The organism is Geomonas terrae, assembly GCF_004791675.1.
Lineage (GTDB): Bacteria > Desulfobacterota > Desulfuromonadia > Geobacterales > Geobacteraceae > Geomonas > Geomonas edaphica.
This window is the reverse complement of the sequence record NZ_SRSC01000005.1, coordinates 80,400-105,681: the sequence shown is the minus strand read 5'-3', so window position 1 is coordinate 105,681 and position 25,282 is coordinate 80,400. Positions and strand designations below refer to the sequence as shown.

16 protein-coding genes are annotated in these 25,282 nt (G+C 52.9%); 10 read left to right on the top strand and 6 right to left on the bottom strand.

What is annotated here, in order from left to right; translation table 11 throughout:
• Nucleotides 1–4 precede the first annotated feature (4 nt).
• The 8 genes from E4633_RS18605 (at nucleotide 5) to E4633_RS18570 (ending at nucleotide 13,959) form a co-directional block, all read left to right on the top strand.
• Nucleotides 5–1,153, top strand: a complete 1,149-nt coding sequence (locus E4633_RS18605) for a glycosyltransferase family 2 protein (RefSeq protein WP_135872558.1) — start codon at nucleotides 5–7, stop codon at nucleotides 1,151–1,153.
• Nucleotides 1,154–1,320: 167 nt separating this feature from the next.
• Complete coding sequence (locus E4633_RS18600; RefSeq protein WP_135872556.1) at nucleotides 1,321–2,448, top strand: glycosyltransferase; 1,128 nt, start codon at nucleotides 1,321–1,323, stop codon at nucleotides 2,446–2,448.
• 37 nt (nucleotides 2,449–2,485) lie between these two features.
• Nucleotides 2,486–3,544, top strand: a complete 1,059-nt coding sequence (locus tag E4633_RS18595) for a glycosyltransferase (RefSeq protein ID WP_135872554.1) — start codon at nucleotides 2,486–2,488, stop codon at nucleotides 3,542–3,544.
• Nucleotides 3,545–3,611: 67 nt separating this feature from the next.
• On the top strand, nucleotides 3,612–7,352 hold the full coding sequence (locus E4633_RS18590; protein WP_162605033.1) for a glycosyltransferase: 3,741 nt from the start codon (nucleotides 3,612–3,614) through the stop codon (nucleotides 7,350–7,352).
• Between the two features lie 95 nt (nucleotides 7,353–7,447).
• Nucleotides 7,448–8,812, top strand: a complete 1,365-nt coding sequence (locus E4633_RS18585) for a hypothetical protein (RefSeq protein WP_135872549.1) — start codon at nucleotides 7,448–7,450, stop codon at nucleotides 8,810–8,812.
• Nucleotides 8,809–10,008 (top strand): protoporphyrinogen/coproporphyrinogen oxidase, encoded by a 1,200-nt coding sequence (locus E4633_RS18580; RefSeq protein ID WP_135872547.1) that lies wholly within the window; start codon nucleotides 8,809–8,811, stop codon nucleotides 10,006–10,008. Before E4633_RS18585 ends, E4633_RS18580 begins: the two co-directional genes overlap by 4 nt.
• A 9-nt stretch (nucleotides 10,009–10,017) precedes the next feature.
• Complete coding sequence (locus E4633_RS18575) at nucleotides 10,018–10,707, top strand: glycosyltransferase (protein WP_135872545.1); 690 nt, start codon at nucleotides 10,018–10,020, stop codon at nucleotides 10,705–10,707.
• A gap of 42 nt (nucleotides 10,708–10,749) precedes the next feature.
• Nucleotides 10,750–13,959, top strand: a complete 3,210-nt coding sequence (locus E4633_RS18570) for a hypothetical protein (RefSeq protein WP_135872543.1) — start codon at nucleotides 10,750–10,752, stop codon at nucleotides 13,957–13,959.
• A 48-nt stretch (nucleotides 13,960–14,007) separates the two neighbouring features.
• On the opposite strand, the gene E4633_RS18565 is transcribed toward E4633_RS18570, so the two are convergent.
• The 6 genes from E4633_RS18565 to E4633_RS18540 form a co-directional block, all read right to left on the bottom strand.
• A complete protein-coding gene (locus E4633_RS18565; protein WP_135872541.1) occupies nucleotides 14,008–16,146 on the bottom strand; it encodes a hypothetical protein in 2,139 nt (712 codons plus the stop codon).
• Nucleotides 16,147–16,172: 26 nt separating this feature from the next.
• Complete coding sequence (locus E4633_RS20910) at nucleotides 16,173–17,132, bottom strand: WxcM-like domain-containing protein (protein WP_135872540.1); 960 nt, start codon at nucleotides 17,130–17,132, stop codon at nucleotides 16,173–16,175.
• Between the two features lie 3 nt (nucleotides 17,133–17,135).
• Nucleotides 17,136–18,098: a glycosyltransferase family 2 protein gene (locus E4633_RS18555; protein ID WP_135872537.1), complete on the bottom strand. Its 963-nt coding sequence runs from the start codon at nucleotides 18,096–18,098 to the stop codon at nucleotides 17,136–17,138.
• A 13-nt stretch (nucleotides 18,099–18,111) separates the two neighbouring features.
• On the bottom strand, nucleotides 18,112–19,212 hold the full coding sequence (locus tag E4633_RS18550) for a DegT/DnrJ/EryC1/StrS family aminotransferase (protein ID WP_135872535.1): 1,101 nt from the start codon (nucleotides 19,210–19,212) through the stop codon (nucleotides 18,112–18,114).
• Nucleotides 19,213–20,193: 981 nt separating this feature from the next.
• Complete coding sequence (locus E4633_RS18545) at nucleotides 20,194–20,838, bottom strand: fibronectin type III domain-containing protein (protein WP_135872534.1); 645 nt, start codon at nucleotides 20,836–20,838, stop codon at nucleotides 20,194–20,196.
• A 264-nt stretch (nucleotides 20,839–21,102) separates the two neighbouring features.
• Nucleotides 21,103–21,873 carry a cytochrome C gene (locus E4633_RS18540; protein WP_135872532.1) on the bottom strand — a complete coding sequence of 257 codons (771 nt, stop codon included), beginning with the start codon at nucleotides 21,871–21,873 and terminating at the stop codon, nucleotides 21,103–21,105.
• 533 nt (nucleotides 21,874–22,406) lie between these two features.
• Between E4633_RS18540 and E4633_RS18535 the strand changes: the two genes are divergently transcribed.
• Nucleotides 22,407–24,209: a tetratricopeptide repeat protein gene (locus E4633_RS18535; protein WP_135872530.1), complete on the top strand. Its 1,803-nt coding sequence runs from the start codon at nucleotides 22,407–22,409 to the stop codon at nucleotides 24,207–24,209.
• A gap of 70 nt (nucleotides 24,210–24,279) precedes the next feature.
• Entirely contained in the window at nucleotides 24,280–24,963 is a 684-nt protein-coding gene (locus E4633_RS18530) for a hypothetical protein (protein ID WP_135872528.1), read from the top strand.
• Nucleotides 24,964–25,282: the final 319 nt, after the last annotated feature.

Sequence of the window (25,282 nt, the reverse complement as noted above, 5' to 3'; positions counted from 1 at the left end):
AGGAATGACTTCATCGTTTATGGTCACTGTATCCGTCATCATGAGCGTTCACAACGGCGAACGTTATATCCGTGAAGCAATTGATAGCATTATCAGCCAAAGCTTCACTGATTTCGAATTCATTATTATTGATGATGGATCTACCGACACGACCAGAGCTATCGTGGAGGCATATCATGACGATAGGATTACCCTCATCCACCAGAAAAAAGAAGGGCTTACTAAAGCGCTGAACAAAGGTATATCTTTAGCCCGAGGTAGATATATTGCGCGCCACGATGCTGATGACGTTTCAAAGCCTGAGAGACTAGCGAAACAGGTTGCCTACCTAGAGGAAAACAGAGATGTGGGCCTACTCGGTACTAGATTTGAGTTCATTGACCAGTCAGGTGAAGTGATTTCCAGGTCAATGCTGCAGACTGAAAACGACAAACTCCAAGAGCGTCTTCCGAAGATAAACCAATTCTGCCACGCATCAGTCATGATGCGTAGAGAAGCCATCGACAAGGTCGGCACGTACAGGGAATTTTTCCAATACGCTCAGGATTACGATCTATGGTTAAGGATTGCTGAATCCTTCGCCATAGCGAATTTACCTGAAATGCTCGTTCAATATCGCGTCCAGGACCAAGCCATATCTACGAGTAAGATCCTTCTTCAAAGCCAGTTTGCCTGTGCGGCATCGAAATTGGCAGAACAAAGAAGAACAACCGGCTACGATGACCTAGACCGCGGAGATCCCACCCCACTCCCGCATTTTGAAGAGTTTTCTCTAAATCTCCAAAACAAGCTAGTAGACCATTACTGCCAAAACCCATTACATCTGGCAGCAATCGTGTCCACACCCACCACAGCCGCAGATGCAAAAGCAATACTCGAGCACATTTGCCTTCAGCGCAAGGCATATGAAGCGGAGATTCGACGTCTACATCAAGCCTTAAAACAGCAGTCCGAGGTGGTCGACACCAAAAACAAAAGCCCTGAAGGGGACACGCTTAAAGACGCTCAACTTAAAGAACTTGGGGACCTACTAAAGACAAAGGATCTCGAACTCACAGAGCAAAGGGACAGGATTAAGGCTTTAATGGGTAGTCTGAGTTGGAAAATAACGAAGCCTTTACGAGCGATTTGTTCGACAATTACAAAAAAGTGAATGTAACGAAGCTGATCCTTTCATCAACGTAGAGACTATTGGCGTTACATAAAAACCAGAAAGCTTGATTGTTACTGTGCAGCTGTCAAAACAAATGTTTAAATGTAGTAATGTAAGGTTAACTTCAGTCGGTGAGCACTTAGCAAGTGTAGGTTTGGAGTGTCAGAATGATGGTTTCTGTTGTTATATGCACGTTCAATAGAGCAGATTTGCTCGAGGGGTCAATTGCAGCTATACAACGCCAAGATTTTCCAGCTGACCAATTCGAAATCATAATCGTTGACAACAATTCCCAAGATGCCACGAAGTCTATTGTTGACAACATTGCATCGACGTCGAGGCCCGACGTCCGGTATGTATTCGAAAGTCGGCAAGGATTGTCGTACGCAAGGAATACAGGGATACGGCAGGCAACTGGCGAGATCATTGCGTTTGTCGATGACGACATTGATGCAGAGAGAGACTGGCTTCGAAGCATCGTTACCCCATTTACAGACCCTAATGTGGTAGCAGCAGGTGGGCCCATCCGCCCAATCTGGCCTTTCAAAAGGCCAGATTGGTTGACAGAAAGATGGCAAGGCTTCTACACCATAAATGAATATGACCATGCACAAGAACTCGGTGAGTTTCGTCCACCGCACTATCCTTGGGGGGCAAACATGGCCTTCCGCAAAGACATTATATGTCGCGTTGGGATGTTTTCGACGGATCTTGGGCGAATAGGAAATTCACTGCTGTCATGTGAAGAAAAGGACCTTTTCAGGAAAATACACGCTACTGGCGGCAAGGTAGCTTTTAGCCCTGACGCCATTATCCATCACAAGATTCCCGCGGAACGAACACAAAAACATTGGCTATATCGCCGCACATTTTGGCAAGGGCGATCTGATGCTGTGATCGATATCACTACAGGACAAAACCTTTACCGGAATATCCAGCAGAAACTATCCTTGCTTTTCCCCCAGCTTGGGGATCAACTTAGTCCCTTCGACAGGAAGTGCTTGCAAAGATATGCCTTCGGCTATATCTACCATGCACTTTACAGTGGAATCCTGGAGCGTGAATTCCAAAGACAACGAACCCTTAAGGTAGTGTTAGCACACCTGCGGGATGGTTCTGTTTCTGCACACAATGAAGAAGCCGCAGAAATTCCTCTTACAGAGGAAATAAAATGCTTGAAGGAAAAAATTCAAGAACAAGAGTCACTAATACTGGCGCTACAAACATCATTGAGCTGGAAGCTTACCAAACCGCTTAGGAAGCTTACCAGCCTAATAGGTTTTAAAGGCAAATAGTTGAGCCAGACGTGGTAGACGTGCTACAAGGACGTGTATGGAGCCTAGAATTAATATAGCATCATTCCCAACGCCGAACCCGGACACCTACTATTTCTGGCTCTATTACCAACACCTGGAAGAGTACGGCTACAGATTGATAGACACAAGAGGGCAGAGTTTCGACTGTGAGTGGGTGCAAGAAAACCGGGACCGCGTGCAGATCCTCCATTTTCATTGGCCAGCCTATATCTACTCGGACAGCAGTGTTGCTGCCTTTATTCAAAAGCTGCTTTCCTTCTATCAGGCAATCAGAGAAGCGAAGCGCTCTGGTTACAAAATTCTCTGGACTGTTCACAATCTTTTCCCTCATGAAAGAAACAATATAATCCTGGAATACATCGGGCGCGTAATCCTAGCCTCGCTAGCGGATGTAGTTTTTGTACATTTTGCGCAGGCAAAGAAGAAGGTATCCCTGTTATTCGGAAGGACCAAGAACGTTGAGATCATTCCCCATGGCACCTTCTCTTCAATCTTCAAAAACAATTGTTCGAAAGCTGAAGCAAGAACAGCTCTTGGATTAGCTCCACAGTCTTTCGTGTATCTCCTCTTCGGCCCTGTGAGACCTTACAAAGGAATTGAAAAGGCGATAGAGGCATTCAAGTTACTGGACATATCCGACTCTGTTCTGGTTATTGCTGGACGCCCTTCCGATAAAGGACTCAGCGAAACTGTTATTGCCGAGGCTCAAAATGATGATCGGATAAAACCGTTCCTGAAATTTATCGAGGAAGACGAAGTCCAGTTCTTTTTCAATGCAGCTGACGTTGTCCTACTTCCCTATAATAATGTCTTTACATCGGGGAATTTGTTCCTGGCGCTAACGTTTGACAAACCAGTAATTGCTCCTGCCACGGGAATAATTACAGAAGTTGTCGATTCATCTTTCGGTATTATTTATGATCCTGCAGACAAAGGTGCACTGCTTGCCGCGATAAAAACGGTGATGCAGATGGACCTTGTAACGGCAGCTACAGCCTCAGCTGCACGAGCGCGTCTATTCAGCTGGCAAAGCTCAGCGGAGATCTCACACCAAGCTATAACCCGCATCTTATGATTACAGTATTTAATTGCGCACAACCAGATATGCGTATTGCCATCAATAATCTCACATGGATGTTCATATGAAATTAAAAATACTGTGCATTTCACATTCATCGAACTTTTTTGGTGCAGAGCAAAGTTTTTTGTTTTTCCTGCAACATTTAGACAAGAAAAAGTTCGAACCAATCGTGGTCCTTCCCGATAGCAAAGGGTTGCTTGCTGATAAGGTCAAAGACCTTAAATACAAACTTCACATTATTGCAGCCCACTCCTGGATCAGCAGCGAAGACATGCACCAGGTCGCCCAAAACACACTTGATGAATTCGCACTCATCAGAAAATATGCGGAGGTAATTGAGGAAGAAGAAATTGATGTCGTTTACACCAACACCATAACTCGTTTGGCTGGCGCAATTGCCGCTAAATCTTCAGGTGTTCCTCACGTGTGGCACATCAGAGAGGTTTTAGAGAACCATCCACTGAAGAGCATTTTCGGCCAAGAAACTGCGTTTAGTTTAGTTAATTATTTGTCTGACAGAATAATTGCCAATTCGTGTGCCGTCGCCCAACAATTTCCCTCTGCGGCCAGTCCCTCAAAAGTGAATGTAGTTCACAACGCCATTGATACAGAAGCATTTGCGTGTGGGGATGGGGGCAAACTCCGAAGGGAACTATTTGTGGATCCTGACTGTTCTTTGGTCGGAATCATCGGACAAATCCATAAGCATAAAAACCATGAAGACTTGGTGCGAGCTTTTCGATTTGTTGCAGACAGACGTATTAAAAGCAAGTTGATCATTATAGGGGAAGAGGAAACAGAATATAAAAAATTTCTTCTTGAACTTATTTCCCAGTTACATCTAGAAGAGTATGTGATCTTTATCGGGTTCAGAGAGGACATGCCGGATGTCTTTAAGTCCCTGAATCTTGTTGTTGTGGCTTCGTTAGCTGAGCCGTTTGGAAGAACCACCATTGAGGCGATGGCAGCCGGCAAACCTGTCATTGCGACTAATACCGGAGCCTCCCCCGAAATCGTACTCGATGGGGTCACCGGCCTCCTAGTCCCCCCTGGTGCCCCTGAGAAAATGGCAGATGCCATCTTTAAGGTTCTCGGCAATGCGACACTAGCGAAAGAAATGGGTGAAGCTGGTCGTCAGAGAGTACAGACTGAGTTTACTACCGCGAAGTATATTGCAGGTATCGAGACAGTCCTAACAGAGGCTTACAACGGCAGCAAAAAGAAAGGATCACAGAGAGGAAATGAGGGCGCCACGCTGTTAGGCATACTCAATGTTTTAAAGCCAGATCAAGTGGTTACTCTCTTCGAAAAAGCAGCCGAACATGGCACCATTAGAGAATTGATTCTTGAGGAACGTACCCAGTGGGCACAGGCTACGGTTGAAGATGTAAAGCAACGTGACACCGTGGTCCTATCACAACAGAAGCAGCTAGAGACACTCCAAGCCGAGCTGTCCTTAAAAGAACAACATCTGAAAACCTTGGAAATCCATCTAGAAGAATTTCATCGTTCTATCTCATGGAGAATCACCAAACCGCTGCGAATTGTGTATGAGAAGATAAGATCGCTTGTATCTGCGCCAGGGGGAGTGGATTCAACACACAGTTGTGCGCAACAAGAGACTTTATTGCAGACGCATATGGGGTTTAGAATGACACTTTTTCTACAATTCGTACTACAACTTTTACTTCACCCCATTAGCACCATCAGGGCCACAAACAGAGACACCGTCAGGCTTGCCTTCGGGTATATGAAAAACGGTGATATAAATGGCCTGCTCAAAGGTATGGGCTATTTCCTTGGCAGATCGTCCCAATCGACCGAGTTCAAACCGGTCATTCTCCACGGGACGATCTCACCACACACACCGCTCTGCCTGCCTCGCTGCGACGCGCCAGTGGTTTCAATCATCATCCCCGTACACAATCAGTGGGAGTTCACCCACTCCTGCCTTGCCTCTATCATCGAGGAGAGCGGGGATGTGCCATACGAGGTCATTATCGCCGATGACGTCTCAACGGACCAGACCATCGATATCGAGCAGCAGGTCAAAAACATCACAGTCGTTAGGAATTCCAAAAACTTGGGCTTTCTTCGCAACTGCAACAATGCAGCTATTTCCGCCCGCGGCAAATACCTCCTCTTCCTGAACAACGACACTAACGTTCAACCTGGCTGGCTCCTCCCTCTTGTCACGCTTATGGATGCCGACAAAAGAATCGGCATCGCCGGTTCAAAACTTGTCTATCCGGACGGAATGCTGCAGGAGGCCGGAGGCATCATATGGAGCGATGCATCCGGCTGGAACTTTGGCTGGAGAGACGACCCGGAGAAGCCCGGTTATAACTACGTGAAAGAAGTCGATTACGTTTCTGGGGCCAGCATAATGGTGCGGCGCGACCTTTGGGAAAAGGTCGGCGGCTTCGATGAAAGATATGCTCCCGCTTATTTTGAGGATACCGACCTCGCCTTTCAGGCGCGCAGTCTTGGGTATCGCGTCATTTATCAACCCAAATCGGTTGTCGTGCATTTTGAAGGAGTTTCCCACGGCAAGAATGTGGCGACTGGGATCAAGGCTTACCAAGAGGTAAATAAGTCGAAATTCCTGCAACGGTGGCAGGAAGTTCTAGTGCGTGATCACTTCGCCAACGGGCAAAACGTCTTCGAAGCGCGGGACCGCAGCCGACACAATAAAACCGTACTTGTAATTGATCATTACGTACCGATGTACGACAAAGACGCAGGCTCTTTCTTTATGTATAGCTTGCTAAAGGCATTGGTTGCTTTAGACTACAAGGTTATATTCTGGCCCGACAATCTCTATTCACACCAACCATACACCTCGGTCCTCCAGCAAATGGGCGTGGAGGTAATTATTGGGCCTCATAACCTAAACGATTATCTAGAAGAATATGGAAGTTTCTTCGACGCGGCTATCCTCACCAGGAACCACATATCCATCAAGTACATCGACACGGTGCGGCGGCATATCACTAGAGTCATGTATCACGACCCCGACCTGGAATTCGTGCGCGAAGGGCGCCGCTTTGAGCAGGAAGGTGGTAACGCTGCAGCTCTTGCAGAAATAAAAGAACGTGAATTCTACCTGTTCCGCAATTGTGACGTCATAGGCATCCACAGTCCCGTCGAGCGTGACATCATCTTGAAGGAACTGCCGGATGCCCACGTCGAAGTCATCCCCCTGCCGGTAAACGACGTCGAAGCATCTCAGGCTACTTACGAGAAAAGAACGGGGCTCCTTTTCGTCGGTGGGACGCACCCGCCGAACGTGGATGCTCTGCGCTACTTCATACAACAGATCCTTCCACCACTCAGTATCGAAATCCCGGGGATAAGACTAACAGTTGCGGGAGAAGTGTCACACCACGAGCTCAAGGGGCTCGACCTGAGTCTAGTAGATTTCACGGGCTATGTCAGCGACCTTCGACCGCTCTTCGAGAAAGCCCTAGTCTATGTCGCTCCGCTTCGTTTCGGTGCAGGCATCAAGGGCAAAATCATCGAAGCTGCCAATTACGGCATTCCTGTTGTGACTACCTCCGTTGGTGCGGAGGGGATCGGCCTTGTGGACAAGGAAAGCATTATGATAGCGGATACCCACACTGACTTTGCACTCGCCGTCTCGGAGTTGCACAGCAACCAGCAACTGTGGGAGAGCATCCGGGACAAGGCAAGGGAATTCGTCACTTGCAACTTCTCGCAAACAGCCTTTCAGGGGAAGGTTGGGAGGATCATGTCTGAGCTTTGCGACGGCACCGCCTCGCGGTCGGATGCAGCTCCGTGAAGATGATAAACGTAGCCGGTTCAGCTTAATGCAATGAAAAAGGGGGAGAAGTGAATTCGGACCAGACAATGACAAGCCGCCAGTGGATCATTTGCGTGGCCACCCTGGCCGGCCTCAAACTCCTTCTGTTAATGCTGGACCCGCTTCCCATGTTTTTCCTGGGAGACTCGCAAACATATCTTGGTACGGCAGTAAACCTCTTAATCCCACCGGATCGCTCCTTCGTCTACGGTTTCTTCGTAAGGCTCGCCGCGGTAACCACGGGCTCGCTATTTTACCTTGTCCTCCTTCAAGTCATCATCAGCACAGCATCTGCTGTAATCCTCATTTTCATACTCGTCAGATTCCTGGCAACAAGATTCCGAACCGCGATGCCGCTCGGCGTTCTGTGTGCCATGGAACCGCTGCAACTGCTGTACGAGCGGTACGTGATGACGGAAACCCTGTCCCTCTTTATATTCGCCTTGTACTTTCTCGGCATCTGTTACTACCTCGACAATCGGAGCTACTTGAGACTGGCGCTAGTGCAGATTGCCGGGACTGCCTTGATCACGGTAAGGTTGAGCTTCCTGCCCGTCGTAATCTGTTTTGCTGTGATCGTCCCCCTGTTGCCCCTACTGAAGTCCCGCCCCTTCCCTGTTAAAGCTCTTCGTATCGTCGCCGCTCATCTTGCCTTTTCCCTTGCCGTTACCTTTGCCTGCCATTCCTCATACAAACATCTCAACGGATTTCTGGTAAAGGGGCCGGCAGCGTACCAGTACCAGAGCGGCCTCTTTCTCGCCGCCGATTTTGCACCTGTGCTTTCCCCCGTGGATTTCCCCGACCAAAGGCTTGCACCTGCAATTTTTTCCGGGCTCGTCTTTGATTTGAAGGACAGAAAGGCCCGTGGGCAGCAACACTGGATGGAAGGGGGGCTCATAGCAAGAATGAACATGGTCATTCCCGACCTCCTAAAAGCAGACAACGCTGCAAAAACTACCGCAGTCAATGCTCTGAAGCGCGACCCTCTCGGCATCGCTTTACTGGCCTTACAAGGCTTTTCAGACTATTGGGACCCGCAGATGCTGAAGCCGAGCATGGTCACCGACAAAGGGAGCGACCGCGAGCTTCCTCCCGAAATGCTTCATTCTCTCAAGACCGATTTCAACCTCGATGCAGCCGGACTTCCCACCATGAAGACCATCACGGGCACCTATTTTTTTGCTGCCTGGCCCTGGTATCTCGTGTTGTTGTGCGTACCGCTCCTAGCCGCCTTCACCCTCGTTTTCAACAAGGTGGGCCGTGACAAAGTTTTTCTGATCTTAATTGCGACCTCTGCAGTGGTAGCCACGGCAAGCCTGCTCATCGAACGCCCCACGGTTCGCTACCTCCACCCGCTAGGCTGGTTGTTTTTCCTTCTAGCTGGCCCCGTATCGAACAGCGTAGCCCACATTTTACGTAGAAAGGAACTGCAGCGATGACCAAAGTCAAATACCTCATCCTCGGCGCCGGCCCCACCGGTTTGGCCATTGCACACACTCTTGCCGCACTGGGAGAAGAGTCCTTCCTCGTCCTCGAAAAGGAGGAGACTGCCGGCGGTTTGTGCAGGAGTCTCGAGGTCGACGGCCACCCGCTGGACATCGGAGGGGGGCACTTTCTGGACGTGAAACGCCGTGAAGTTCTTGATTTCCTCTTTGGGTTCCTTCCAGAATCGGAGTGGCGGGAGTACCATCGCATCTCGAGGATAAAGATCAGGGGAAACGAACTCGACTACCCCTTGGAGGCGAATCTTTGGCAAATGCCGGTCGATGACCAACTCGACTTCCTAGAGTCAATCGCCCAAGCCGGCTGCGTCAGCGACAGCCCCATGCCTGAAGCCTTTGACGAATGGATCGTTTGGAAACTGGGCGAAAGGATCGCGCAAGAGTACATGCTTCCGTATAACCGGAAAATATGGAGCACGAACCTGAGTGAGCTCGGGACCTATTGGCTTTACAAGTTACCAGACGTTTCATTCCGCCAGACGCTTCAAAGCTGCCTTGAAGCAAAGGCCTCCGGAACCCTTCCGGCCCATGCCACCTTCCTCTACCCAAAGAATCACGGTTATGGCGAGGTATGGAAGCGGATGGGCGATGCCCTGGGCGATAGGTTGAGAACCCGCACCCCCGTCACCAGCATCGACATCTCAAAAAGGATCGTCAACGAAGAGTTCCAAGGCGAAACCATAATCACCACCATCCCTTGGCCTCTCTGGACAGCAGTTTCAGATCTCCCGCCGGTCGTGGCAGGCCGGATTTCGTCGCTGCGCAACGCCTCCATCGACATCGACTACCATCCAGAGACGGCACCGACTGACGTCCACTGGCTGTACGAACCGGATGAAGATCTCTCCTATCACCGAATTCTGTACCGCAGCAACTTCTGTGCAGGGAGCAGGGGGTACTGGACCGAGACCAACTCGCACCGTGCCACCACCCATGGGAAATGGAACTACCGCAATGACTACGCCTACCCTGTCAACACCATCGGGAAGCCTGACGCTGTTGCCGAAATCCTTTCATGGGCAGAGAAACATCGCATCGTCGGTGCAGGGCGATGGGGTACTTGGGAGCACATGAATTCAGATATCGCCGTGGCTCACGGCATGGCAACCGCCAGAAAACTTCTGGGGAAGTAAAGGGGCACTATGAAGATCTCTCTTTGTCTGCTGGTATGGAATGAATTGGAAGGGTGCAAGATCGATGTACCCAGGCTGCCCGTAGGCCAGTTTCACGAGGTATACGCCGTCGATGGCGGGAGCACCGACGGTACCGTCGAGTATCTAGAATCGAAGGGAATCCCCGTGTACCAGCAACCGAAAAAGGGACTCAATGCTGCGTACATACACAGCGTCGAAAAATCTACCGGAGATGCCGTGGTCGTTTTCTTTCCAAAGGGCACGATATGCCCTTCGACCCTGCTCGATTTCGAGCCGCATTTTAAAGCTGGGTACGAGTTGGTGGTCGCAAGCCGCAATATCGAAGGCGGACGAAACGAAGAGGACAGTGCCCTTTTTAAGCCGAGAAAGTGGGGCGTCCTCGGGTTAGCTACCTTTGCTGCCCTCATATGGCGTCGTGAAGGGCATGCCATCAAAGACGTGCTGCATGGGTACAAGGGGTTCAGCGTATCGGGTTTCAAGAGGATGAACCCTGTTGATCACGGCCTCTCCATCGATATCGAGATGGTTATAAGGTCGTATCGACTTCGCATCAAGCGATGTGAATTCCCGGTTCATGAAGTGGCTCGTCCGTTTGGGGAAAGCAACTTCAAGATCCTCCCCACCGCGAAAAGACTGCTTAAATACCTGTGGTGGGAAATGCGCAGGAGAGACAGCTAGGTGCTTCCTAGGAGTGATGAAAGGTCTCAAGGGGATGGCGTAGTGCGGAAATCAGAGGAGCAAGCAATCAGCATCGGTGTAGTTTTTGCCGCTTTAGTACTTTCTCTGTGCGCAGCAGGAGGTGTCATTCTTTCCGCCCGATATTTCAGGGCCTCACAAGGCTATCCTGACTTCATCGTTGGCGCCATAACCGTGCCTGCCATCAATAAAAGCTACGATTATCTTGCCATCGGCGTTTTTTGCGCTGTCTTCGGTCTTGTTTTCATGGCCTCCCGGATGTTGATCGCTACCCTGGGCAGAGGCGATGAACGAGGCCCAATGGCAGAAGCCTTCAACAACCTTTCTTCAGCGTGCGTTCTCCCTGCACTACTTTGGGCCGGCGCACAGTTCGTCGCGCTTAAGCCGGATTACGGCATACCTGCCATCTCTTGCGCTGCCATAGCGCTCACCCTGCTTTCGGCGACAGGCCTGACCCGATTCAAGGAGGAAGTAACGGCTCGGGACGTCACGGACATCGTGGGTGGCATCCTGCTGATGGCATTCTTCGGCGTCATGGCGATCCTTGCGCTGCTTACCTTTGCCGGCAGGGCCTCCGTAGAGTTGCATGAACGGTTGGTCTTTTTAGGGCAAGCAGTCCACATAACATCAGTTGTACGGATCTTTGCAATCCTGGCCTTGATTGCCGCCATTTTGGTTTTCGCCCTGTCCGATTCGGTTGAAAAGCTGAAGCAACGGATTTTCAGGGCGGTGTTAGCCTTTCAACTCCCACTCCCCCTGCTTTTGTTTGTCTTGGTCCCTCCTCCATGGAAAGAGGATGACCGGTTGTTTCAGGGCTACTCTCCCTCCCCATACCTGTTCGCCGTCATTTGGACTGTGGTTGCCATATCAGTCGCTGCGCTGTTGAAGAGAAACCGCACGGAGCCTGTGCACCTGGGCGATACGATCAGCTCGTGGTCGCTACTGCCCATCATAGTGTTTCTCAAGGCCAATGGGGCCACACTCCCCGTGTACCCGGGCGACGACTACCACTTCGGCGAAAAGCTTCTCCCTTGGCAACAACTGACCAGCCAAGGCAAGCTGCCGTTCGTTGACCTCAATTACCCCCGTGGAATGGTTTACCTGCTTTACGGTTTCAGCAACTCGCTATTTTTCGACGGATCAGCCCCTTCCATGATGATAGTGGGAAGGATGATCTACATAGCGACGGCAGCACTGACTTTCCTCATGCTGAGAAACCTGCTTCCCGCAGCTATCGCATTCGTGATCGCGCTAACGATACCCGTCCTTTCTGAGCACTACTACTTCGTACTCCCCGCTTTTCTCGTACTATTGGCCCCGCAGCTGCTGCGACGTGAAAAGGCTTGGCTGGTGGCTTGGATGGGGACATCGTGTTTTATGGTCTTTTACATGATGTCGACAGGGACAGCCTTTGCCTTGGCGACGGCACCGTTCGCCTTACTGATGGCGGTTCGCGGCTGGAGAAGGGATCTTCGCGGTTTCCTTTACATGGTGGGTGCACTTGCCGTTATCGTTGCGCTACTTTGTGTAGTTACACCTGCCGGCCGCATCGCTCTGAATCTAATCACCTTTCTTAGAGAAAATTCCGCAGCGAACACGGCAGCAAACGGCATCAGCTGGGTTTCGACGCTCTTCAGCACCACCGATGGAGATGGGGTATTAAAGTCCGCCCTCTTGATGGAAATCATACGGTTTGGCTGGGTCATCTGCATGCCCTTTCTCACCTTGTTCATCTGGAGCCGCGCGCGGGAGGAATCAGGCAACGGGCCTGATGTGACACTGGCGCTGGCGGCCTGCACTCTGCTTTTCCTGGTGATCTCCTCCATGTACAGCTTCGGTCGAATCGACCCAGCGATAACCCGCACCGGGACACTGACGCTGTGGCTCGTCGGCGGCGTGGTGCCGATCCTCGCCTTCCATGTCACGGCTCCCCGACACTGGAGTCTTATCGCCTTAGCATGTTCGTTCTTCGGTGGCTTGGGTACAGGGATTTACGACCGTTACCCTGAGCCTGTTGACTACCTAAGGCTTCCCTTCCAGGAGGTCCAGGTCGACGCGAAGGCCAGAGCCTCGATGGATCGAAACAGCGCCCTCCCCCCGCACATCGGCAACCTCATCCTGCCGGACAGACGCTTTGACGAGCTGGTGGAATTAAGGAGAGAACTTTCAGAGTTGTTGCATGAGGGCGAAACCTACCTGGACCTGACAAACCACGCCGCCAGGTACTACTTTCTCAACCTGCCGGCCCCTCTGCTCGAAGCGGCCATCTACAATGCGCCGTCCACTGCCATGCAGCAAAGGATGCTGGCACGGGTCGGAGACAGACTTCCGCCGGTCATCCTCGTCTGGGGGGATAACATCCTGCACGACGGCGGCCCCTTGCCGCTTCGCGCCAACACGATTTACCGGCGCGTGGCGTTATCGTACCAGCCCATCAAACGCGGCAGGTTCATTTTCCTCGTTCAACCGGACCGGGCCCGTACCCTTCCGACCATTCCTCAACTCGAGCAGGTCCCCTTGGCTCCCAAAGACGATGCCGCCTGGGGAACGGTGACCGCCGGCAATGGCCTGGTATTGGAAGACCCCATCCACCTTTTAGCTGTGGCACCGGGCGACTCCATCGTTTTACCCGACGGAAGTTCAAGAAGCATCGCAGGTATGCAAGGAGCAACCATCCGGTTTAGTGGTCCCCCGGTGCGGAAGTCTCAGTTGTCGCAATGGCGCACTGTTGTCCTTAAGCGAACGGAGCCCCTCAGCCCGTCAAAGAAAGCCGAAACGGAGAGAGCCCTGCTTTCCAAGGCCTTCAAACCGGAAGTTCTGGGGAAGATTCCCGTGGCGTGGGGGCACTCATTGGCTTCCCTGCAGCCCAGGTTGGCGTCCACAGGCAAGGCTGCTGCCGTCACGACAAAGACCTCGGCCCAAATTGACACCAAGCCTCTGCACTTGAAAGGATCGGAGACCTCTTTCTTGCGCGTAGACTTTAGTTGTGCATCCGGTACCAGATTCCCACAGCAGGATTTGGTGCTCAGTTGGGTGGAAAAGGTGAAGGACCCGCAACGAGCGGAGAATTCCATACGGTTCACTGCGGAGAACGGATCCCTGCTGATCCCGCTGGACAGCGCCCCCAACTGGCTTTTTGTGGACCAGCCTGAAAGCATGTCCATTTCAAGCACCGGCGCGCCCGCTTGTTCCGAAATCCGTGTAGCGAATGTCGAATTCTATCGCAGGAAATGAAGCAATTTCTTAACACGGTGGAAGCCTACACAAAAACGAAAGGGCCGGTTACGTACTAAGCTCACTTTCAGCGACTTGAACCCGCCGAAAGGCAGGTTTTCCAATCCTGAGAAAGCAAAGTATAAACCACACCAAAATAGCTGAAATGCTCACAGCTCGATACACGTTGAGATTAGGGAACTCAAAGTGGGCAATCATACGGTATCTTCCTGAAGGCAACTCCCACGCCCTCAGCCCTTCCCCTATACTCGTTGCAGCTATTTTGAGTTCAGAGTTCGCTGTCTTCAAATCAGCCGTCCACCCTTTAAAATACATCTCATTCTCCACCATCAACCGTGGACTCTCCAGTGATATCTCGTAGGCGATATCATTGATGCCGTAGGCTTTCTGTTCAAGGCTCTCATTCGGTGCCAAAGGGGCAGGTTCGCCGTGCCGCAGTAACAGTATGCTCCACGGGCTGATCATGATCTCCTTCGTAAGCGGATGTTTTTCAATCTCCTCCCGTGCCGTCATCTTCGTGCCGCCAAGGTCGGAAGTCATATAGTTTGCCGTCAAGTACCCGGCCCACGTGAACAACAAGTGGTCCGTAGCGTCGATACGCCGCGGACGTGAAGGCGGAGAGTTTTTAATCGCTTCATATATGGCGAGTTTTCTACCGGCGCCGAGGGGGTAACCGTAAGCCTTGTATCCCGAGTAAGCGTCTTTATCGCGCCATGTGCTGATGATCATTCCAGGCCTGTGCAACTCTATCTTTGGAAGGACCCTGAGCCCGTCTCCCAAAACAAGAAGTGCAAGGAGGATCAATGCCGTTTCAAGGGGGATGCAGCGCTTCATGCCGATACTAAAAAGCACAGCGAGGGTCAGTATGGAAACCGCCAGGAAGGCTGCAAATTGCGCCGATGAAACCGAGAGCAACGGATCGATACTCTGAAAGTAATAGTACCCAGAACCGATGAACACAATTGACGCCGAAGCTCGGGTCACCAGCGCTGCCAGTCCCTGTGGTGCATGAGACAACGATTTCAAAGCTACGGCAGCCAAAAGGATGAGGATGACCCCGATGAAGATACGGTAGTCGCTCGTCGGAAACCTGGAATAGTTCAGCGGCGGGAGAATTTTTGTTATGAGGGTGAAGAACGGGCTACGTGGGCCTGGCACCATCAAAAGCGCAAGAACCAACAGTACGACTTCGATCCAGTATTCCTTTAACTTCCGGAGCGGCAGGAAGAAACAGAGGATCACAGCCGGCAAAGTGACGTAGCAGGATGTCATCGAAATTTCACCCGGCAGCGACGCATTCGAGAGGTAAAGCGTCGGGATCTCTGTCAGCCACAATCCCATTTTCTGGATGGTGGCCGACGTCTGCTCTCGGGTGAGACTTGCCTTCTCCACCCATGTCGGCCCGAGGTGGACGATGGACATGGCAAGCCCGACAATGGTAAGCAGCAATGCAGGAAGGGCTATAGAGCCGGATACTACGAGGGACCTCGAGGCAAGGTAGCTGCGACACGTTTGCAGCACGACATAGATCGCAAGCATGAACAGCCCGGAGATGAAATTCCCAGGGTATCCCCCGGTTGCCATCAGGAAGATAAAAAGCGGAATGAACAGATTCCTAGGCTTATTCCCGAAAAGGTATTGCTGCCACAGTGGTCTGCAGCTTGCCTCCGCCCCCCCAGGTTCGAAGGAAAAGACGAACAAAAGCCATGGCATGAATGCGAAGGCTCTGATGATGTCGACATGTTCGGCATTGGAATAGAAACCTCCGAAGAACTGGAACATAAGGGCACCGACCAGCGGTATCATGCGCCCCCCCAATTTCAGCCGGAGCAGGAAGAACATCCCGAAGCCCCCGAAAAGAACATGCAAACACTGAAGCATGACGGCGGCTGTGAGAGTATATGGCAGGCCAAGGGCGGGGAAAATCCAGAGCGGGGGATAGTAAAGACCCGATTGAAGGTTCAAAGCCAGCGGGTATCCCATGGCTTGAAACGGCACCCATTGCGGGAAAAGCCCCTGATCCACGGCCGAGGTCCAAAATGCCGTGAACCCGTAGTATGCCTGTGCGAAATCCCAGGGGAAAAGATAGTGGTTGAAGTAATGTCCGCTAAAGACCAACAGGTTCTGGATGGTGAGTATCAGCAACGGAAAGGCAACATCCGCAAAAGCTTCATTACGCAATTTCATTTCAAGGTACCTTTAACGCCCGGATCTTAGCCCTGCATGCACTTATTCGGAATATAAGAAAGATATTCCTCGTAGGACCGGATATAGTCCTCAGGATCATAGGGGTGAGATGCGTACACCGACAAAATCGCATCGTGGGTGAATTTGTACTGGATGCCCCAGACACTCGGCGGCAGATACACTCCGGCGGACGGGCTATCAAGCGAGACTTCGCAGGTATCATTACCGTCATCGAGGACTATGCTGACCTTGCCCCTGATCACCATCAAAAACTGGGCGCAGACTTTGTGCGCATGTTCTCCGCGCACCTTTCCTCCCGGAACGTTGAAAACCAGAAAGTGCCGCGTTGGCTTAAAAGGGAGGTCTTTTCCGAAATCGATCGGGGAGAGCTCCCCTCTCATGTCTGAGAAGCGCGGCAGCGGGTAGAGCATCGCCCCGCCGACATGAAGGCTCACGGGTTCCGTCACTGACTGCAAGTCTGGCGCACCAGCGGTGAAACTCCTGACCTTCTCCCTGCTTATGTTGACGTAGCCGCTTATCGTCGCAGGGTTTCCGGTGACAATGGCATTGGGCGGCACGTTCTTCGTCACCACGGCCCCCGCACCGATCATTGCCTTGGCACCGATCTGCAGTCCCGGAAGGATTGTCGCATTGGCACCAATGGATGCACCATCGCCAATGCGCGTTTGAGCAAAGGCTTCCGGGTACTCTTTTGATCGCGGGAAGATATCGTTAGTGAAGGTGGCGTTCGGGCCAATGAAAACCTTGTCGCCTATGCGCAGGCCGTCCCAGATTTGCACGCCACATTTGATAGTCACGTCGTCGCCAATGACGACGTCGTTTTCAATGAAAACATTGTCGCAGATGTTGCAGTTCTTGCCGATTTTCGCTCCGGGGAGCACATGTGCAAAAGCCCAGATCCGCGTTCCACTGCCGACCTGCCTGCTTTCGCAGATGCCGTGGGCATGCACGAAGACGTCATCCATGTATCAATCCTTCCTGTTAAATTCAGTGTGGTTCTGGACCAATGCCAGCGGTCGTTTTTTCGTATTTTCGAAGGCCCGCCACAGATAAGAGGCGATGATCCCTTGGGTAAACAAAAGAGAGGAGGCAAAAAAGACCTGCAGCAAAATGAGAGTCGTGTACCCCGGAACCTCGATGTACCCAAGAAGATGGGCCAGCAATGTCGTGATCCCGAAGAAGAAAGAGACGGCGAGTCCTATTCCACCGGTCCACAAAAGGATGATGACCGGAAGTTCCGAGTAGGAAAAAATGCTATCAAGCATGTACTTGAATCGGGAGCGAAACTTCCACGCGCTTTTACCTTTCTCACGAGGCAGCCGCCGATAGGGAATGAACTTTCGTCTGAACCCCACCCAGAACAACTGCGCGACAAGCGAGGAGTTCGGCTCCGAAATCGACAAAATCGCTTTCCGTACCAATTGGTTGCAGCCGAAAAGGTCGACACCCCCCTTAGGCATATCTGGAGAAACCAGCTTCCGATAAAGAGCCCAGAAGGCCGCCGAGCACAGGCCGGAGAAAAAACCGTCGTCCCTCCCCGTACGCATCCCGAAGACCACATCCGCCTCGCCTTGGTCCAGTACCGCGAAAAAGGACGTGATCAACTCTGGCGGCTCTTGGAGATCGGCGGCCATCACCGCGCAGTATTTACCGCATGCTATCTCGAGCCCGATCCGGATGGCGGCAAACGACCCGTAGTTTCGGGAGAGCGCAACAAGTTGTGATGGGAAACCCGCCCGAGGAAGAGCCTCATAAAGCAGGGCATATGAATGGTCAGGCGAGCCGTCAACGACAAAGACAACTTCCATCTTGCCGCCGACCGCTTCGTGCAAGCGCGTGAGAGCCATCAACAGATCGTCGATGTTTTCTTCATTTTTATAGACCGGAATGATCAGGGAGTAGTCTGGGGTGGAATGGCAGTCTTGGCTCATGCAGGTTCCTCGATCACCCGTTTGATTGCAGCGCGCTGACCACAAGCGATACTTCGTCTTCAGTCATCTCAGGGAAACAGGGCAAGGTGAAAATCTCACGGGATGCCGCGCGACTTTCGTGCAGGTCGTGAACTACCATCGGCAAGCCTTGCTGGCTGGGCTGGTCACAGTCGAGGGTGGGATAGTGAACATCCGTCGCAACGCCGGCCTCGGAAAGAACGGCTCGGATATGGTCTCTCTGCCGATGGCGACAGACGGCGAGATGGGCTACGAATGCAGGGGAATCGGTGTTCCAGCAATTGAATGCCGCTGAAGCGGCAGCCCGGTATCGCTGAACGATTTGGCGGCGCCTCTCGTTCCAGTCATCCAAGTGGGGGAGCTTGGACAGAAGGATCGCAGCCTGTATTTCGTCCATACGGCTGTTTCTGCCGTGAGCAACAGTGCTGCAGTAGCGTTGGGACCAGCCGTACTGACTGAGAGCCCTGATCTTGGCCGCGATATCCGGGGCGTGACACGCTATCGCCCCCCCATCCCCCATGGCACCCAGGTTTTTTGTAGGATAGAAGCTGAAGGTGGCGAGGTCTCCGCAGCTCCCGGCACGCTTCCCGTTCAATAAAGCGCCGTGTGCCTGAGCGCAATCTTCGATAATGACGACATCCTCTCGGCCCATGGCGGCAAGACCGGTGCGGAAAGCCTCGACGTCTGCCATGCGTCCATAGAGGTGTGTCACAACCAGTGCGGCAGTGTCCTTTGTCACGGCAGCAAGGGCATGCTGCGGAGACATGAGGAGAGTTTCTGGATCTATATCGACATATACCGGGATCGCACCGATGATTCTGCAAGCGGTTGTCGTGTAACCACCGGCATTGGCAACAGTGATGACTTCGCGCCCCTTTGCTCCCGCCGCTATGAGGGATATTTCAAGAGCATCGGTGCCATTTGCGACGGTAATCACAAACGGCACACGACAGTAAGCCGCAAAGCTTTTCTCAAATTGATCTACACTAGTGCCAAAAAGCCACCGACCGCTCGATAGCGCCGACTGCACAGCTGTATCTATTTCCGTCGCGAATTGCTGATATTGCCTAAGAGGTGCTTGTAAAGGAACAGACATGGCGCGCCCACTTTTAATAATATTTTGTTGGCTATAGCTAAGTTTACACTTCCCACTTATCACATAATCAGCATTTATGAAAGGGTACTATTGGCCACATTTCTGCGCATACACAGCCGGTTATGAATTCCTACAGAAGTATCAGAAGATGTCATGCAAGAGAAGTACTACCACCGACAGCATCAATTGTTAATAATGAAAGGATAGATACACCAACAGATCCTGCTAAACGGCCAGGCCTCGAGGACTCTGCTTGTTTGATTGAAGGGCTGGGGAGTGATTGTTTTGATGCAGGCCCGCCAAGAAGACAAACCGATTAACAGGGATGAAGGGGATAAAAGCAAAGATCCTAATCGGGTTAAACCTATAAGGCTTTTTGTGGTTTCCCTTTGCGTCTTCGCGGCTTGGCGCCTTTGCGTTCTATCTTTTAAGCCTTCGGTTCGGACGTTATCCCCTGCATCCCCTTCATCCCTGTGAAATGATCCTTGCTTTTGACGTGTTGGAGCGATCTCAAGCATGATTTTCTCAAAATCAAGCATGTTATCGCGACTTCAAGCGTGATTTTGCCAAAATCAAGCTTGAGAACGCGTCCTCAAGCTTGAAATCGCTCCCTCCAACCTGTTTTCCACCGTTTTCTCCGCTTTACAGACCAAAACCGTGCCAAAATCCTCCAAATCGTGCTTGCGAGAACGCTAAAAAGGAGAAAGAGCCTGTTCTTTACCCAAAAGTTCATGATCCCAAGCATGATTTTATCAAAAACATGCTTGGGAACGCTCTAACAAGCTTGATTTTGTCAAAATCAAGCTTGAGATCGCTCCTGCAAGCTTGTTTTCGGCAAGAGGCGAAACCTGAAGCGGTAAACAGGGATGAAGGGGATGGAGCTGAAAAATGGTTTGTGGCTTGCTTTGCGGGCGGGAGAATCACATCTAAGGGGGAAAAGGAAAGGGCCCGTGCTTCGGCACGGGCCCTTTTTGCTCTTTCTCAGGTGGGCATGAAGGGTAAGGGAGGTGACCAGGGCCCGGGCCCCACGTTGGTGATCGCCCTCATCCTGAAGTAGTGGTCCACGCCGGCGGTCAGCCCTCCCAGCTCCATTCCGGTGCAGCGTGCGAAGACTGCTCCGTGCTTCCAGTTGCTCTCCACGGCCGGGTCTCCCACCGCAAAGTGAACTTCAAAGCTCGCCGCTCCGGCAATGCTCTTTGCCCTGAAGAGGACGCTGCCCCTTTGTGCCCCCTGCTTCACTTCAAAGACGGGCACCGTTTCATGGGCGTGCTTCTTGTTCTGAACCGGGACCGCTTTCGTTACATCGAAGCCCGAGGCGGTGAGCTTCTGCATGTCCCCCTTCGCGACAAGCGTGACGTAAGCCGCCAGCGATCTGAATTCCTCGGCATACTCCTTCTCGTAGAGCACGCGCATTGCGATCTTCCCCTTGCCCCCTCCCAGGCTTTCGAGATGACTGACCTCCAGGTTGTGGGTCACCTCGTTCAAGCGGGCAAGCGTAGTGGTATGCTCAGACCACGGCTCGGGAAAGAAGGGGTTACCGGTCATCGCGGCGATGATGACCCTCCCCTTGACGATCCGCGCGGGTATCGGCGCCCGCAAGAAGTCCAACTTCAAGGTATTAACCATTGCCCCTCCAAGTTAGTTGAATTTAACAAACACCTCAAATATAGCGATCCATTAAAAGATGTCAATAAAATATCGAAAAAAAATACAGGCGCCGCCCGCAGGCTTCCTCACGCAAAGACGCAAAGGCGCAAAGAGAGGCGAAACAAAGGCGATTTACAGGGATGAAGGGGGATAAGACAAAATGCGACGGTTAAACCTGAAGGCATTTCATGGAGAGACGGGAAAGGCCCCCGTCGGTGGACGGGGGCCTTTTTTATGCAGCGGCTACTTGATGTGACAGGTGAGGCAAAGCTGCGAGTCGAGGTTCGGCGAGAGCAGCAGGTAGTTTGTTGCGTTCGCGGCATCGACGTTCTTCTTGTTGTGAACGTCATGGCATGTCGCGCAGGTCATGATCGGCTTGCCTAGACTCCCGGTGTAAAGGCGGTCTTTTATTTGAAGAGCGGTATTCCCAAGATACGTCGCTTCTTTATTGCGGATCCACTTGTCCTGACCGGCTTGTGACTGGGAGACGGACGACGGGTCACCTGTCGTGGGGCCTGCTGCAACCCCCCCGTCAGCTGCGTCGAAGATGAAACCGATCGGGTGGTCGTTGCTTAGCGAAGAAGTCTGCGCGATTCCCGCCTGTCCCCAACTGTCCTTATCCGTCAGAACCACCGTCCCGGTCGTCGCATAATGTGTATCGACGGCGATTCCACCGTCATGGCAACTCATGCATAGCTTGCTCGGCCCCTCCATCATTACTCCGGCAGTAATGGTGGCATCGATAGTGGCTGAAGCGTAGGGCAAATAGTTATTAGTTGTAAGGGTGTGTGACCAAAGCGGCAGGTAATCTCCGGCTGCGGTCGAGGTGAGGGCGTGGTGCGGCGTATGGCAGAAAGCGCATACCCGTCCCTGCGTATCGGCGGTGACCCCCGCATAGTGGTTCATGTCGTGGATGGAGTTAAGCACCCCGCTCCCCGGCGTCGTATCGGCGAATGCTAGGCTCGAGGAAACAGCAACGATACCCAGTACAGACAACATCATCTTCTTGTTCATGGTTTGCTCTCCTTTTTCATTGGAATGATGAACATTTGATGCGGTTGCTTCTACTGCCACCATCACATGCAGACTGCCTTCTCTTCCTCCTTTCCTTTCTAGGGATGAAACAAAAGCCTGCAAAGGCCCGGAGTGTGTAACGCCCTTCCCGCCTTTTGGTTACTAATCGGAGGCTCATGGAAAACATTTAGTAAGATTTTGATTTTTATGCCGATAAAACAACAAGTTACAACCACGAACCAGCGTTTTAACTGAACGCACCCCTCTCCTTTCCGCCGTGAAACCGGATGCCGCGACGGGACAAAAGCCCAATGGAGCGGCCACCGCATCAACGATACACAGCTCGCCCTCAGTTCGGACACACCGCTAAATGACCGAAAATTTTTTCCCGACCTCCCCTGCGTGCCGCGTCGCGTGAGCGGTGCGCGTGAAGGGGCTCAGAAGCGCAAAAGTTCTTTGGTAAACGCTGTTTAAACTGTTCTCCCACCACCATTTATGCTAAATTACGCGCAAAATCACTCAGAAGGTCCGCCATGAACACAAAACCGTCTTACAGGCCGGCGCTCCACCTCTTCATCATCGTGCTGGTCGGGGCAATCGCCTACTCTAACACCTTCCACGTCCCCTTCTTACTGGACGACGAAACCTCGATCATTAACAATGGCGTCATAAAAGACCTGGGGCGCTTCCTTGGGGGTGATGGGTACGCTTACAATCCCCGCAGGTTCATCGGTTACCTGTCGGTGGCGATGAATTACCGTCTCGGCGGGCTGGACGTCACCGGCTACCACATATTCAACTTGGCGGTTCACGCGTTGACGGCCTGCCTGGTATACGGGCTCGCCGCCCTGACGCTGCAGACACCCTTCTTTGCCGAGCGCAATGCCGGCGCGGAAGAGACCGCCTCCTACCGTTTTTTGCCGCTTTTCGCCGCCCTTCTCTTCGTCGCGCATCCCGTCCAGACGCAGGCGGTCACCTACATCATCCAGAGGCTGGCTTCCCTTGCCACCCTATTCTTCGTCCTTTCCCTTCTCTGCTACGGGAAAGCGCGCCTGCTACAGCAAGTGGGGGCCAGGGCGCTGCACTGGAAGCCAGTGCTGCTCTACCTTGGCGCCCTGGCCGCCGCCGGATGCGCTATGAAAACGAAGGAGATCGCCTTCACACTCCCCTTCGTCGTCGTGCTCTACGAGTTCCTCTTCTTCAGGATGAGCGCCACGAAGAGACTCCTCTTCCTGGCCCCGATGGCGTTGATGGTGGTGGTGGTTCCGATCAGCCTGCTCGGCACAGGGCGCCCCATCGGGAGCCTCATCGGCGACGTCGACACCCTCACCAGAGTAGAAAGCGGGATATCGCGGCTGGACTACCTCTATACCCAGTTCGCCGTGATCACCACTTACCTGAGGCTCCTCTTTTTACCCGTACACCAGACCATCGATTACGACTTTCCGGTCTACCACTCCTTCGGGGACGCCCCCGTCGCGCTCTCCTTCCTGCTCCTTTTCGCGCTGCTGGTCCTCTCCCTTTACTTTTTGCTGCGCAGTTCACGCGGGGAGCCGCTACTTAGGCTCGTCTCCTTCGGCATTCTCTGGTTCTTCATCACCCTCTCGGTCGAATCGAGCATCATCCCGATCGCCGACGTGATCTTCGAACACCGCGTCTATCTCCCCTCGGCAGGCGCCTTCATCGCGCTCGCAGCGCTCGCCTCGCTTTTGTTGCAGCGTCTACCGGCAAAAGCAACCGGGGTCGTCATCGGCGTACTTGTGCTTGCCCTTGCCTGCACGACCTTCGTGCGCAACCAAGCATGGGCGAGTGACGTGACTCTCTGGTCCGACGCGGTGGAGAAGGCACCGAACAAGGCAAGACCGCACTACAACCTGGCTCTCGCCTTTCAAAAGGCGCATCGCACTGACGAGGCACTGGAGCACGCCTTGCAGGCGGCACGACTGGCCCCCACCATGCCCTACGCCTACAACCTGATAGGAGTTATCATGGAAAAAACGGGGAGGATCGAGCAGGCGGCGGCCGCCCTCAGCGAGGCCATCCGTCTGGCGCCGCAAGAAGCTGCTCCGCATATCAACCTGGGCGACTTGTACCGGCAGTCCGGCCTCACCACGCAGGCCCTGGAGCAGTACCAGATCGCGCTGAGGCTTACTCCTGCGGATGCAGACATCTACTACAAGATCGGCACAATCCATGCCCGGAGCAACGACATGGACAAGGCTGTCGTCTTCTTCCAGTGCGCAGCAAGCATCGAGCCTGGGCGCCCGGAGTACCGCAGAGACTTGGACAGCGCGCGCTCGATGCTGGAGCACAGGAGTGCCACGCAGAACCATTGAGAGTTTCAGAGCGGCAGTAACGACAGCCGCCCATGTAGCACGCAATATGAAATGTGTAAGGAGACAAGGAATGAAAAAACGGATGGTAGCAGCAGCGAGCATGTCACTTGGCGTCATGGCACTTTTCCAGGCGGGATGCGCCACGGTATCCAAGCCTGCGGCGAAACCGGCGGCAGAGCCCGCCGCGGCTCAGAATGCGCCGCAGCCTGCCGATTACGAAGTGCGCGCGCTGTCAGGCAAGGTCGCGGAGAGCATGTACGTGGCCGGGTACACCTACCTCAAGGTAGAGAAGGACGGCAAGGCCACATGGGCTGCAGTGAGTGGTGATCCGAAGGTGGAGGTGGGCAAGGAGGTTGAGGTCAAGAAGGGGATGGTACTGAAGAACTTCACCAGCAAGTCGCTGAGCCGGAAGTTCGACGAGATCATCTTCTCGGATGGGCTCGTGACGCATGATCAGGCTCCCCCGATCTCCATGAAGGCGATTGGCGGCAAGGTAGCCGAAACCATGGATGCCGGCGGATACAGCTACGCGCGCCTCGAAAAGGACGGCAAGAGCGTCTGGGTGGCGCTGCCGGTCATGCAGTTGAAGGTCGGGCAGGAGATCGAGATCGAGAACGCGATGCCGATGAATTCCTTCAGCAGCAAGAGCCTCAATCGCACCTTCGACGTCATCTATTTCGCCTCCGGCATCAAGGGCGGCCAGCCTGCAGGTGGCCAGACCATGCCCCCGGGGCACCCGCCTATAGGAAAATAGTCAAAGGCGGCACCGTTGTATGTAAGAGGGGACGAGCAATCGTCCCCTCTTTTTGCGTTCTTGGGGGATTCTTGCTGAGAACGGTGCCCTCGCGCTCCCCCCTTCGCCAAGGTACGCTACGGGGGGCAGGCTCCCCCTTTGCGAAGGGGGGACGGGGGGGATTTGCTTTTTACAGCGGTTTCCGCAGGTTTGACTGGATCTCTTGAGCCGCTTTCCTCTGAGAGGATGCCACCAAGGTTCTGTCATCTATTCCAGGCGCAGCGTGAGCGATGGCCGCGTCAGCAGATGCTGGCATGGTCGGACCAAGGATAAATCCCCC

Excerpts from the sequence above, each read along its gene's own strand:
- E4633_RS20910 (WP_135872540.1), bottom strand. The coding sequence starts at position 17,132 with ATGGATGACGTCTTCGTGCATGCCCACGGCATCTGCGAAAGCAGGCAG.
- E4633_RS18605 (WP_135872558.1), top strand. The coding sequence starts at position 5 with ATGACTTCATCGTTTATGGTCACTGTATCCGTCATCATGAGCGTTCAC.
- E4633_RS18580 (WP_135872547.1), top strand. The coding sequence starts at position 8,809 with ATGACCAAAGTCAAATACCTCATCCTCGGCGCCGGCCCCACCGGTTTG.
- E4633_RS18540 (WP_135872532.1), bottom strand. The coding sequence starts at position 21,873 with ATGAACAAGAAGATGATGTTGTCTGTACTGGGTATCGTTGCTGTTTCC.
- E4633_RS18535 (WP_135872530.1), top strand. The coding sequence starts at position 22,407 with ATGAACACAAAACCGTCTTACAGGCCGGCGCTCCACCTCTTCATCATC.
- E4633_RS18555 (WP_135872537.1), bottom strand. The coding sequence starts at position 18,098 with ATGAGCCAAGACTGCCATTCCACCCCAGACTACTCCCTGATCATTCCG.
- E4633_RS18600 (WP_135872556.1), top strand. The coding sequence starts at position 1,321 with ATGATGGTTTCTGTTGTTATATGCACGTTCAATAGAGCAGATTTGCTC.
- E4633_RS18590 (WP_162605033.1), top strand. The coding sequence starts at position 3,612 with ATGAAATTAAAAATACTGTGCATTTCACATTCATCGAACTTTTTTGGT.
- E4633_RS18565 (WP_135872541.1), bottom strand. The coding sequence starts at position 16,146 with ATGAAATTGCGTAATGAAGCTTTTGCGGATGTTGCCTTTCCGTTGCTG.
- E4633_RS18595 (WP_135872554.1), top strand. The coding sequence starts at position 2,486 with ATGGAGCCTAGAATTAATATAGCATCATTCCCAACGCCGAACCCGGAC.
- E4633_RS18530 (WP_135872528.1), top strand. The coding sequence starts at position 24,280 with ATGAAAAAACGGATGGTAGCAGCAGCGAGCATGTCACTTGGCGTCATG.
- E4633_RS18545 (WP_135872534.1), bottom strand. The coding sequence starts at position 20,838 with ATGGTTAATACCTTGAAGTTGGACTTCTTGCGGGCGCCGATACCCGCG.
- E4633_RS18550 (WP_135872535.1), bottom strand. The coding sequence starts at position 19,212 with ATGTCTGTTCCTTTACAAGCACCTCTTAGGCAATATCAGCAATTCGCG.
- E4633_RS18575 (WP_135872545.1), top strand. The coding sequence starts at position 10,018 with ATGAAGATCTCTCTTTGTCTGCTGGTATGGAATGAATTGGAAGGGTGC.